The sequence below is a fragment of the uncultured Acinetobacter sp. genome, from assembly GCF_947624825.1.
GTDB lineage: Bacteria > Pseudomonadota > Gammaproteobacteria > Pseudomonadales > Moraxellaceae > Acinetobacter.
Window position 1 is genome coordinate 1 of the sequence record NZ_CANQLZ010000070.1, and the last position, 10,869, is coordinate 10,869.

13 protein-coding genes, 1 tRNA gene and 1 pseudogene are annotated in these 10,869 nt (G+C 40.5%); 9 read left to right on the forward strand and 6 right to left on the reverse strand.

Annotated elements, in window-relative coordinates; translation table 11 throughout:
- The 4 genes and pseudogenes from Q0017_RS12100 to Q0017_RS12115 all read left to right on the forward strand — a co-directional run.
- Positions 1-239, forward strand: a pseudogene (locus tag Q0017_RS12100) (hypothetical protein); the annotation flags it as partial.
- A 66-nt stretch (positions 240-305) separates the two neighbouring features.
- A complete protein-coding gene (locus Q0017_RS12105; protein WP_298147188.1) occupies positions 306-1,388 on the forward strand; it encodes a DNA/RNA non-specific endonuclease in 1,083 nt (360 codons plus the stop codon).
- A gap of 53 nt (positions 1,389-1,441) precedes the next feature.
- Positions 1,442-2,485, forward strand: a complete 1,044-nt coding sequence (locus Q0017_RS12110; protein WP_298147191.1) for a DNA/RNA non-specific endonuclease — start codon at positions 1,442-1,444, stop codon at positions 2,483-2,485.
- A gap of 51 nt (positions 2,486-2,536) precedes the next feature.
- The gene (locus tag Q0017_RS12115) at positions 2,537-2,782 is read left to right on the forward strand and encodes a hypothetical protein (RefSeq protein WP_298147194.1); all 246 of its coding nucleotides are present in this window, start codon (positions 2,537-2,539) and stop codon (positions 2,780-2,782) included.
- 41 nt (positions 2,783-2,823) lie between these two features.
- On the opposite strand, the gene hisF is transcribed toward Q0017_RS12115, so the two are convergent.
- Positions 2,824-3,582: an imidazole glycerol phosphate synthase subunit HisF gene (gene hisF / locus Q0017_RS12120; RefSeq protein ID WP_298147197.1), complete on the reverse strand. Its 759-nt coding sequence runs from the start codon at positions 3,580-3,582 to the stop codon at positions 2,824-2,826.
- Between the two features lie 113 nt (positions 3,583-3,695).
- Between hisF and Q0017_RS12125 the strand changes: the two genes are divergently transcribed.
- Genes Q0017_RS12125 through Q0017_RS12135 form a run of 3 tightly spaced genes read left to right on the forward strand, consistent with a single transcriptional unit; the run spans position 3,696 to position 5,683 of the window.
- On the forward strand, positions 3,696-4,646 hold the full coding sequence (locus tag Q0017_RS12125) for a homoserine kinase (RefSeq protein WP_298147200.1): 951 nt from the start codon (positions 3,696-3,698) through the stop codon (positions 4,644-4,646).
- Between the two features lie 18 nt (positions 4,647-4,664).
- Positions 4,665-5,276, forward strand: coding sequence for a DUF1294 domain-containing protein (locus Q0017_RS12130; protein WP_298147202.1), 612 nt, complete (start codon positions 4,665-4,667; stop codon positions 5,274-5,276).
- A gap of 20 nt (positions 5,277-5,296) precedes the next feature.
- Positions 5,297-5,683 (forward strand): hypothetical protein, encoded by a 387-nt coding sequence (locus tag Q0017_RS12135; protein WP_298147205.1) that lies wholly within the window; start codon positions 5,297-5,299, stop codon positions 5,681-5,683.
- Positions 5,684-5,695: 12 nt separating this feature from the next.
- On the opposite strand, the gene Q0017_RS12140 is transcribed toward Q0017_RS12135, so the two are convergent.
- From Q0017_RS12140 to hisB, 5 genes are all read right to left on the reverse strand, one after another.
- Complete coding sequence (locus Q0017_RS12140; RefSeq protein WP_298147208.1) at positions 5,696-6,604, reverse strand: DMT family transporter; 909 nt, start codon at positions 6,602-6,604, stop codon at positions 5,696-5,698.
- 76 nt (positions 6,605-6,680) lie between these two features.
- Complete coding sequence (gene hisA, locus Q0017_RS12145) at positions 6,681-7,403, reverse strand: 1-(5-phosphoribosyl)-5-[(5-phosphoribosylamino)methylideneamino]imidazole-4-carboxamide isomerase (protein ID WP_297423340.1); 723 nt, start codon at positions 7,401-7,403, stop codon at positions 6,681-6,683.
- A gap of 252 nt (positions 7,404-7,655) precedes the next feature.
- The gene (locus tag Q0017_RS12150) at positions 7,656-8,429 is read right to left on the reverse strand and encodes a hypothetical protein (RefSeq protein ID WP_298147211.1); all 774 of its coding nucleotides are present in this window, start codon (positions 8,427-8,429) and stop codon (positions 7,656-7,658) included.
- A gap of 607 nt (positions 8,430-9,036) precedes the next feature.
- Positions 9,037-9,654 carry an imidazole glycerol phosphate synthase subunit HisH gene (hisH, locus tag Q0017_RS12155; RefSeq protein ID WP_298147214.1) on the reverse strand — a complete coding sequence of 206 codons (618 nt, stop codon included), beginning with the start codon at positions 9,652-9,654 and terminating at the stop codon, positions 9,037-9,039.
- A complete protein-coding gene (gene hisB, locus Q0017_RS12160; RefSeq protein WP_298147217.1) occupies positions 9,654-10,247 on the reverse strand; it encodes an imidazoleglycerol-phosphate dehydratase HisB in 594 nt (197 codons plus the stop codon). The genes hisH and hisB overlap by 1 nt, the downstream gene beginning before the upstream one ends.
- A 70-nt stretch (positions 10,248-10,317) precedes the next feature.
- On the opposite strand from hisB, the gene Q0017_RS12165 reads away from it, so the two are divergent.
- Both Q0017_RS12165 and Q0017_RS12170 read left to right on the forward strand, forming a co-directional pair.
- A complete protein-coding gene (locus Q0017_RS12165) occupies positions 10,318-10,695 on the forward strand; it encodes a GNAT family N-acetyltransferase (protein ID WP_298147219.1) in 378 nt (125 codons plus the stop codon).
- A 102-nt stretch (positions 10,696-10,797) separates the two neighbouring features.
- Positions 10,798-10,869, forward strand: a tRNA-Phe gene (locus Q0017_RS12170).

Genomic DNA, 10,869 nt, shown 5'->3' on the forward strand with positions numbered 1-10,869 from the left:
GCGCTGAAAAAAAGCGTGATGTGTATCAACTCCCGATGCAAGCTGATCTAGATTTTGACTGGCAATATGCCTATTGGGACAGTACCAGCCAATGCGAAGCCGAGAGTTTAAAAGCGCAAGTTGCACAGCAAAAGCAAGGCTCTGAATTTGTTGCAACGCCATGGTTGGAGCGTATAAAGGCTAAGCTTTTGACATGGTTTTTTGCCTTGCTACAGTGGTTAGTCGCACAGTTGGTTTAGCATAGCTTTTCAGACATGCTCAGCCTATACTGCTTGCTCTTTTTTGATCTGACATTGATGTTTAACATGGCAACGTTTAATTCTTTTTCTCGCATTTTATGTTTAGCACTGGCAGGTGCTGCCACATTAAGTATGGCGGCCGCCAATAGCAAGCCGACGCCTTGTTTAGATCAGTTTTATCAAGAAACTGCGCCACAATTGCAGCGTGACAGCTTAAAAAAAGACACCACGGCTTTATGTCTAAACGGTTTTAATGCCATGCATTCAGGTGTGTCTAAAACCTCTTCTTGGGTGGCAGAATATTTAACTCCTGAACGTCTAAGCATTAAAATTAAGCGTGAAGACAGCTTCCATGAAGAAGAGTTAGTTCAAGGTGCACGCGCCGCTTTAAAAGATTATCGTGGTTCGGGCTATGACCGTGGTCATATGGCACCAAATGCTGATATGCCAACCCAAGCTGCGCAACATGACAGCTTTTCTTTAGCCAATATGGTGCCGCAAACTAAACAAAATAACCAACAAGTGTGGCGTGAGCTAGAAGAGGGTGTTCGTGCCCTTGTCACTAAACAAAAGCAAGACCTTTATGTGATTACAGGCCCTGAATATTCAGGTAAAAATATTAAGCGTTTAGGTAATGGTTTATTGGTACCCACCGCAACTTATAAAGCCATTTATGCACCACAAAGTGGGGTAATTGGTGCGTATTATGTTAGTAATGATATCAACGAGCCAAAACCACAGGTAGAACTGTTAAGTATTTGTGCGCTCGAAGAGAAAATTGGGATTAATCTATTTCCAACTTTAAAAGACAGCGAAAAACGTAAAATTTATAATTTGCCGCTCAAAGCAAGCAACGTAAAAGCCGATCAAACGATCACCTTAAACACGACAGATACAAAGAGTAAATGTGCAACAGCTGTTACACAAAAACAAATTCAAACCACGCAACAATTGTTTCAGCCAAGTGAAAGTTATGAAGGAACGATGGCGGAAGTTTTAGCTAAAATTGAAGCTCAACCACAAGCGCAGCAAGCAAATGAACCAAAGTCTGTAGAACCACAGCCACAAAGTACAGAAAGTTCAGGTCTGTTAAAAACTATTATGGAAATTGTGCAACTCTTACTACAGGTACTCAAAATAAGAGAATAATCTAAAAAAAATCAAGAAATGAATAATGATTCAATCTGCGAGCATGATAATAAATGAATAACTTATCTTATCTGATGCTAGGCTTTACGTTGGCTGTGGGAATATTTCAATATTCCCACGCTAGCTATCCTTGTTTAGATCAGTTTTATCAAGAAACTGCACCACAATTGCAGCGTGACAGCTTAAAAAAAGACACCACGGCTTTATGTCTAAACGGTTTTAATGCCATGCATTCAGGCATTTCTAAAAGCTCATTTTGGGTAGCAGAATATTTAACCCCTCAACGTTTAAGCACAAAAATTCCACGAAACGACAACTTCCATGAAGAAGAGCTAGTTCAAGGTGCACGCGCCACTTTAAAAGATTATCGTGGTTCGGGCTATGACCGAGGAGGCTTAGCCCCCAATGCTGATATGCCAACCAAAGCTGCGCAACATGACAGCTTTTCTTTAGCCAATATGGTGCCGCAAACCCCACAAAATAATCAACAAGTTTGGCTTGCAATTGAGCAAGGGGTGCGTGCTCTTGTCACTAAACAACAGCGAGCCCTTTATGTGATTACAGGCCCTGAATATTCAGGTAAAAATATTAAGACGATTGGCAATGGCAAAGTTTTAGTCCCTACAGCCACTTATAAAGCCATTTATGCACCACAAAGTGGGGTAATTGGTGCGTACTATGTCAGTAATGATATGAATGAGCCAAAGCCACAGGTGGAACTGTTAAGTATTTGTGCGCTCGAAGAAAAAATTGGGATTAATCTATTTCCAACCTTAAAAGACAGCGAAAAACGCAAAATTTATAATTTGCCACTCAAAGCAAGCAACGTAAAAGCCAATCAAGCGATTAGCTTAAACACGACAGATACAAAGAGTAAATGTGCTGCATCCGTTGCTCAAAAGGACATTCTCGCCACGCAACAATTGTTTAAAGCAAGTGCCAGTTATGAAGGAACCATGGCGGAAGTTTTGGCTAAAATTGAGGCTCAACCACAAGCGCAGCAAGCAAATGAACCACAGCCACAAAGCACAGAAAGTTCAGGTCTGTTAAAAATTATTATGGAAATTGTGCAATTCTTACTACAGTTATTCAAATAAATGAGTAAAGTAGAGGTAATTTCGCCGATAAGTTAAAAGAAGAGACGCGCAATGTTTAAAGCATTTCAAGACGGTACCGAATCAACCGCAATTTATGATCTGACTTTAGAAAATGATCTTGATCGGGTGAGTATTTATGGCAATTTGCAGATTCATAAAGATCAGCAAGGTTTAGCTGCGGCTAAAAAATTGCAAGCTTTATTGAATGATATTGTCATGCACCTTGAAGCTGAGGCTGATTTACCCGAAAAGCTTGAATATCCTGATGCTGATGAAGTGGAAAATCCATTTCTATAACAAAAAAAGAGCACCTGTCGGTGCTCTTTTTTTATGCTGTTTTATAGGCGCATTTCAATGCCTTGAGCAGCTAAATATTGTTTTGCTTCAGGAATAGTATGTTGCCCAAAGTGGAAAATAGAGGCTGCCAATACTGCATCTGCGCCACCTTGTAAAATACCATCAGCTAAATGCTGAAGATTACCTACACCACCTGAGGCAATGGTTGGAATGGTGACACGATTGTTAATTTCGCGCATAAGGGCTAAGTCATAACCTGCTTTGGTACCATCGGCATCCATTGAGGTAATGAGCAATTCACCTGCGCCAAAGTCAGCCATTTTGACCGCCCACTCAATGGCATCAATACCGGTTTCTTTACGACCGCCGTGGGTAAAAATTTCCCATTTGTTGTCGCCGGTTTTTTTGGCATCTATGGCAACCACAATACATTGTGCGCCAAAACGCTGTGATGCTTCTTGTACAAATTCAGGGTTATAAATTGCAGCTGAGTTAATGCTGACTTTATCGGCACCCGCGTTTAACAATAAGCGAATGTCTTCTACTTTACGTACACCGCCACCTACGGTTAAAGGAACGAAAACGCTTTCGGCCATACGTTCTACGGTGCGGTAAGTGGTGTCACGACCATTAGATGTAGCAGTAATGTCAAGGAAGGTAATTTCATCGGCACCTTGCTCGTTATAACGGCGTGCAACTTCGACAGGATCGCCCGCATCACGAATATCAAGGAACTGCACACCCTTCACCACGCGACCGTTGTCTACATCTAGGCAAGGAATAATACGTTTAGCAAGCATAATTTTTTCCAATAATTACAGCCAATTATAAAACTAACCCACCTAAGCGCTACACCTTGGCAGATTGACAGGCTATTCTAGCAAAATTGAGTAAGATTTATTGCAGGTTTTGTATGTCGGTTTATACCACTTTGACTTTACAGGAAGTTCAGGATTTTGTCGCGCCGTATGAATTAAAGGTAATTAACCTGATTCCGATTCAAGGCGGTATTCAAAATACCAACTACTTTTTAATTTGCCAAGATGGTAGCCAATATGTACTGACGTTGTTTGAAGAGTTAGATCAACAAGCAGCCGGCGAGTTGGTGCCAGTATTGGCACATCTTGGTCAACAGGGTATTGCTGTTCCTGTACCTTTGATGGTCAATGGACAAGCCATTTTTAATTTAAAAAACAAGCCTGCGCAGATTGCACCACGCTTACAAGGACAGCATCCGATGCCGGCAAATCTAGAGCAAGTGGGTCAAATTGCCAGCGCACAGGCTAAAATGCACGTTGCATTACAAAATTTTCCGTTACAGCGTTCAGAAGTGCGTGACCATAGTTATTGGATGCAAGTTGCGCGTGAAATTAAACCGACTTTAACGCCACCCGATCAAATGTTGTTAAGTAAATTATTGGGTATGTTTGAGGCTTTGACTGCGGCATATCCTGATCGTCCGCGCGGCTTAATTCACTCAGATTTATTCTGTGATAACACTTTGTTTAAAGGCAATGAGTTGGCAGGAATTTTAGATTTTTATGAAATGAACCATGACGAGTTACTGTTTGATGTGGCGATTACCATAAATGATTTTTGTACCGAATATCCAAACCTTGAGCTTAATGAAGACAAAGCAATTGCATTTTTAACAGCTTATGACGCCATCCGTCCATTGACTGATGATGAGCGTGCTTGTTTAGAAATTTATCTAGCCATGGCTGCTGGACGTTTTTGGCTGATGCGTTTACGGGTTGCGGCTAAAAATACAGAACTGGGTTTAAGCGGTGTAGATATTTTGCATAAAAACCCAGATGAGATGCGCAATATGTTGATTAATCGCTTAAAATTTATCACAGCATAAAATCAATAGGGGATAAAAATGCGCGATCAGGGCCGCTTAATTGAATGGTTTGATGAAAAAGGCTATGGTTTTATTCAGCCGAACGATGGCGACAAAGATCGTGTGTTTTTACACATTAAAGATTTTGCACGTCCCGGTCCGCGTCCACTTGTGGGTTGTGCATTAGAATATGTGCCGCTCATGGATGGTAAAGGTCGTTTTCGTGCCCAACAAGTGACCTATTTAAAAGCAGCACAAGTTAAAAAATCGCAGCCAAAACCTCGAAAAGTTCAAGAAAAGCGCCATCCGCTGAGTACTTTGAGTGTGATTTACATTGTACTGTTGGCAGGTCTGGTCTTGGTTGGGCTATTGCATAGCATGTATGTGTTTGCCATTAGCTTGATTAACCTTATTAGCTATTGGTTGTATCGCCAAGATAAACAAGCCGCTCAAACTAATCAGCGTCGTGTACCAGAAAACACCCTACATCTGTGGGCATTTTTAGGGGGGTGGCCAGCTGCACATTTAGCTCAGCAAAAACTACGACATAAAACACAAAAACAACCATTTAGAAATATCTATTTCACCATGATTGGGTTAAATATCATCTTGATTGCTTTAATTATTTCTCCATTTAATCCCTTTATGTAGTGGGTTGCGCAGGTATTGTAATGACATATTCAATTGATAAAGATCCAAACCGAACCCTCACTTTTATTTTATATATTTTGTATATTGTGGCGATTTTTAGTGCCGGTCTTTTAGCCATTGTGGCATTGCTCATTAACTATTTAAAACTTGATTCAGTCAAAGGTTCAATTTTTGAGAGCCATTTTCGCTTTCAAATTCGCACCTTTTGGTGGTACTTGGCATGGACAGTGATTGCTTTTGTACCTTTTGTTTTTCTTTTATTTACTGCGCAAGATGCCGCTTTATTTGCTAGCGTCACTTTAGCTGCCACGATTTTTTGCGTAAGCGTATTGGTGTTGTCATGGTTGTGGATTGTCTATCGTGCCATTAAAGGTATTATTCGCTTAAATGACAATCGTGCAATTTAAGCAAAGCCCCTGTTATTCAAGGGCTTTTTTCATATTGCGTCGTTTTGGTCGCCATTCACTGGCAATGATTCCAAGCACCACCATAAATCCACCTAGTAACACCATAGCAGGTAAGCGTTCGCCAGCAAGTCGGGCAAATACACTTGCCCAAATGGGTTCACCGGCATAGATAATCGCAGCTTGTGACGGATCAACCATTTCTTGTGCCCAATTCATGACCAATTGAATACATGCACTGGCAAGGCCAAGCCCAACTAAAATCATGATGAGATGCGGATGAAATTCGGGTAATTGGGTTTCGCCTATAAAAGGGGCAATCAAAAAGCAAAAAGCTGAAGCAAAGATCAGTTGTAAGACTGTGACTCTTCGTGTGTTGACCTTAGGGGCAAAATAGCTAATTAAAATAATCTCAAGCGCAATTGCAATTGAGCCAAGTAGGGTCAGGATTTGTCCATAACTTAAAGAAATTGCACCTAAACCATTGCCTGTTAAAAACACCAAACCTAAAAAGGCGAGCGCTGCACCAAGCCACGTCATGATATGTGGCTTTTTGGCAAACAATAGCCATAATAAAATGGGTACTAAAGGCACATACAAGGCAGTCAAAAATGCTGACTCACTGCTACTAATGCTTTGTAAACCCGTGGTCTGTGTGCCATAGCCTAGCGCAATCACCAGTCCAATGGCTGCACCAGCATAAAGCTCAAATCGAGTGATTCCTTTTAAGGATTTCCATGAGATGAGCGTCACTGCAAGCGCAGCGGCTGCAAAACGTAGTGCCACAAATAACACAGGACTAGACAAGGTCAAACCAAATTTGACCACCACAAAGGTCGCCCCCCAAATAATGGTAATCAAGAGCAAGGCCAATTGGGGCAATTTGGAATGAAATATCGGAAGTTGAGTAAAACGGCTAAACATGAGAGATCAGATCTAAAAAAAGGAAAAATAAAAAGAGGTCCTAAGACCTCTTTTTGAATTAATTCAAGTGCTTAATTTAAGCATCAAGTACCGCTTGCGCTTCACGAAGGTTAAGTGTGCCTTCGTAAATTGCACGACCTGTAATCGCACCTAAAATACCCGGCTGACCTTTTAAGCCATGCACGTCATCAATATTGGTCACGCCGCCAGAAGCAATCACTGGTAAACCTGAATAAGTGGCCAAATTCACGGTTTGTTCAATGTTGACACCTTGCATCATGCCATCACGCGCGATATCGGTGTAGACAATGCTAGAAACCCCAGCATCGGCAAAACGCTTGGCAAGTTCAGTGGCTTTCACATCAGTCACATTAGCCCAACCATCGGTTGCCACCATGCCATTCATGGCATCAATACCTACAATAATATGACCTGCAAATTGTTTACATGCTTGTTCAACAAATTCAGGGTCTTGTACTGCTTTGGTACCAATAATCACATAAGACACACCTGCTTCTAAATAGTGTTCAATGGTTTCGAGTGAACGAATACCACCACCAATTTGAATCGGCAAGTTAGGTTGTGCTTTAGCAATCGCTTCTACCACAGGTTTATGAATTGGCGTACCTGCGAAAGCACCGTTTAAATCTACGAGATGCAAACGACGCGCGCCTTCGTTGACCCAATGCTGTGCTGTAGCGACTGGGTTGTCAGAAAATACGGTATCGTCTTCCATACGACCTTGTTTTAAACGTACGCATTTGCCGTCTTTAAGGTCAATTGCAGGAATGATTAGCATGCTTTCGCTCCTAGCCTAATCGTATTAAATAGAATGTTTGGCATCTTAACAAACAAATGCACAATCTCTAAATAAAAAACTGCGAAAAAGTGATCTTTACAGTTTGTGCACTCAAACCTCGTTAGATGATTGAATAGACTGAGTCATTTTAGTGGTTGGTGCTAAAGAAAAATTGAGATTTTAGCGTTAAGAGTGGCATAAAAAAAGCCTAGATATATTCTAGGCTTTTTATATTTAATTGAAAATTAACAATTAAACAAAAGGTAAGTTAATATCTAAGTCGATAGCACGTAGAGCATCGCCTAAGCCATTGACTAGACCTACTACGCCGTCACCTACTTGTTGAACTACATCACCTGCTTGTTCAACGACAGGTACTTCTGCATCTAATGTTGGTGCAAGAGAATCTAAAAGACCATCTACAGTACCCGCAACATCATTTACTACGCCACCTAATGTATCTAATGGATCAGTCAATAAATCTTGAACAAGTTCAAGTGGGTTGATGTCAGCTACATAATCGCCTAAACCGTCAACGTCACCTACAACTGAGTCAAGTGTATCTTCAAGACCTGCGACTAATTCGCCAAGTACAGGTACTTCTTGTAGACGGTCAAGAATAGGGTCAACTACGTCAGTTGCAAGTGTATCAACTGTTGTTGCCGCATTGTTTACAACTTCACCAACTGTGTCAGTTACGCCGTTTAATAAAGTATCTAGACCATCAACCACTGAACCTGTAGTGAATGCATCAGCAGTTGCATAAAGTGTATCTGTTAAGTTACCTGTTGCATTACCTACAAGGTTGCTTACAGTTTCAACTGTGTCACCAAGTACAGGTACATTTGACAAAGCATCAAGTAATGGCTCAACCACTTGAGAAACAGCTTCAACAACGCCTTCAACAACTTGTGCTACAACGTTTACGATTTTACCCAAAACTGATGAGAAGCCTTGAGAAACTGCAGTAAATACGCCGCTAAAAACTTTTAAACCGCCGCCAAATAAACCACCAAATAAAGCCATTTTTATCTCCAAAGTATAGCAACTAGAATTGATTTTAAATTTTATAAAATATGTTTTAAGGGATTACGCAGTATGTAAAATAAAACATATTGGTTGCTTATTAAGGCATCTAAAACCTAAATAAGTCATATGCAAAAACATCTAAACTATTTACTTTTACTAAAAAATTAGTTTGAAACAGTACGTTGTTTAGAATATTTTTGAGTACTTATACCACAAAAAAATAAATTCCGAGTAAATTCATCGGCATTTATTTTGTAAGATTTTTTGACGTATCAAAATAATAATTAGGTTAAAGATTAAACACTTAAAACTATGTCGTGAAAATCAAAGAAAAATCAATCATCTTGCAGATAAAATGAAACAGCGCATAAAAAAACCAATTGTTTTAGAGGAGATATAATAGGATGTTTCTTGTAAATTAAAACTGTAAATGAGCTAGGTGTTTTAAATTTAATCACTCGCACTGTTTATCTTAAATTTAAAATACAGCCAGAGATTGGCAAAATAGTTTGCTTTAAAAATTTTAAAGCAGAAGTTAAAATAAATAGAGTTTTTATAAAAAAAGCCCAACCGAAGTTGAGCTTTAGCATCTAAATATTGAAATTTAGATATTCCAATCCACAAAGTTTTTTAACAATTGTAAGCCAGCAGTATGGCTTTTTTCAGGGTGGAACTGCGTGGCAAATAGATTTTCTTGATGAATCGCTGTGCAGAACTCTAAACCGTAGTCACAGGTTGCGGCTACAAGGTCGGCATTTTTAGGTTCTACATAAAAGCTATGCACAAAGTAAAAACGTGTGTCTTGCTCAATGTTATTCCACATTGGATGGCTTGGGTCGGCTTGATGCACTTGATTCCAACCCATGTGTGGCACTTTTAAACCATCAATGTCAGGGAAGCGTTTCACTTGACCTTCAAAAATGCCAAGGGCTTCAGCACCGCCATTTTCTTCAGAGTACTGCAATAGGGCTTGCATACCTACACAAATCGCCAACACAGGTTTATTAAAAACTGCGTTACGTACCACTTCGTCAATACCTGCATCTTGCATGCCTTGCATACAATCACGCATGGCACCTACACCTGGAAAAACGATTTTGTCGGCTTGTGCAATGAGTTTTGGATCATTGGTCACATCTACAGTCGCACCAACATGCTCAAGTGCTTTGGCTGCTGAGTGTAGATTTCCCATACCATAATCAAGTAGGGCAATACGGGTCATTACAATGTACCTTTAGTTGACGCCACCGTATTGGCTGCACGTGGATCTACTTCACACGCCATACGTAAAGCACGCGCAAAGGCTTTAAACACGCTTTCAATTTGGTGATGGCTGTTTTTGCCACGCAAATTGTCAATGTGTAAGGTCATGAGCGAGTGATTAACAAAGCCTTGGAAGAATTCTGAGAATAAATCTACATCAAAGCTACCAATACGCGCACGGGTAAATGGAATGTCCATAAATAAACCCGGACGACCCGATAAATCCACCACCACACGGCTTAATGCTTCATCTAGCGGTGCATAGAAGTGACCGTAACGTTTTAGACCTTTTTTATCACCTAAGGCTTGGGCAAAAGCTTGACCTAACGTAATACCACAATCTTCCACAGTATGATGGTCGTCAATTTCTAAATCGCCATCACAATGAATATCAATGTCAAATAAACCATGACGCTTGATTTGATCGATCATATGATCTAAAAAAGGAACACCTGTATTGAGGGTGCCTTGACCTGTACCATCAAGATTCACACGAACACGGATTTTAGTTTCGTTAGTGTTTCTTACCACTTCACTGATACGCTCTGTCATAGACACATTCCTCAATACAGTTAAAATTTAAGCGAAACGCAAATACTAGATTGCTTAGGAGGGTTTAGCAATGCCTATTACTGTACATGCTCATACGTCTTTAGAAAATAACGACTTTCGTCGCCAACTTGAGCGTTTATACGAGGTCAGCCCTGAGTTTGCTGACGGGCAAGCAGCCATGACCCAACTTGAACAAAGCCTTATACAAGATACTTTACTGTATACGGCGCAATTTAACAGCAAGTTGATTGGAGCAATTTGGTGTCGCCAGCAAAGCCAAGGCTGTATTTTAGAATATATAGTGGTGCATCCTGCTAATCGTGGTCGTGGTGTGGCTGAACGTTTGGTGAGTGAAGTGTGTCGTATGCAAAAAGAGCAAGGCACAGAGCAGTTTCAACCCGGTTGTGGTGCCATTCAACGCTGTTTAGCTGCTTTAAATCTAACTTAAAAGCACATTTTTTAAGATTTTGCTGCAAAAATAAACACTTGAGTTTAAAAGTAGCTTGATATGCTTGACGCTAAACATGAAAAGCGCTTTAATACGTGCATCGGCGTGATAGCTCAGTAGGTAGAGCAACGGATTGAAAATCCGTGTGTCCCCAGTTCGATCCTGGGTCTCGCC

Bases quoted from the DNA above. Each gene is read 5' to 3' on its own strand.
- hisF (WP_298147197.1), bottom strand. From the start codon at position 3,582: ATGCTTGCTAAACGTATTATTCCTTGCCTAGATGTAGACAACGGTCGC.
- Q0017_RS12165 (WP_298147219.1), top strand. From the start codon at position 10,318: ATGCCTATTACTGTACATGCTCATACGTCTTTAGAAAATAACGACTTT.
- Q0017_RS12130 (WP_298147202.1), top strand. From the start codon at position 4,665: ATGCGCGATCAGGGCCGCTTAATTGAATGGTTTGATGAAAAAGGCTAT.
- Q0017_RS12110 (WP_298147191.1), top strand. From the start codon at position 1,442: ATGAATAACTTATCTTATCTGATGCTAGGCTTTACGTTGGCTGTGGGA.
- Q0017_RS12115 (WP_298147194.1), top strand. From the start codon at position 2,537: ATGTTTAAAGCATTTCAAGACGGTACCGAATCAACCGCAATTTATGAT.
- hisB (WP_298147217.1), bottom strand. From the start codon at position 10,247: ATGACAGAGCGTATCAGTGAAGTGGTAAGAAACACTAACGAAACTAAA.
- hisH (WP_298147214.1), bottom strand. From the start codon at position 9,654: ATGACCCGTATTGCCCTACTTGATTATGGTATGGGAAATCTACACTCA.
- hisA (WP_297423340.1), bottom strand. From the start codon at position 7,403: ATGCTAATCATTCCTGCAATTGACCTTAAAGACGGCAAATGCGTACGT.
- Q0017_RS12150 (WP_298147211.1), bottom strand. From the start codon at position 8,429: ATGGCTTTATTTGGTGGTTTATTTGGCGGCGGTTTAAAAGTTTTTAGC.
- Q0017_RS12125 (WP_298147200.1), top strand. From the start codon at position 3,696: ATGTCGGTTTATACCACTTTGACTTTACAGGAAGTTCAGGATTTTGTC.
- Q0017_RS12105 (WP_298147188.1), top strand. From the start codon at position 306: ATGGCAACGTTTAATTCTTTTTCTCGCATTTTATGTTTAGCACTGGCA.
- Q0017_RS12135 (WP_298147205.1), top strand. From the start codon at position 5,297: ATGACATATTCAATTGATAAAGATCCAAACCGAACCCTCACTTTTATT.
- Q0017_RS12140 (WP_298147208.1), bottom strand. From the start codon at position 6,604: ATGTTTAGCCGTTTTACTCAACTTCCGATATTTCATTCCAAATTGCCC.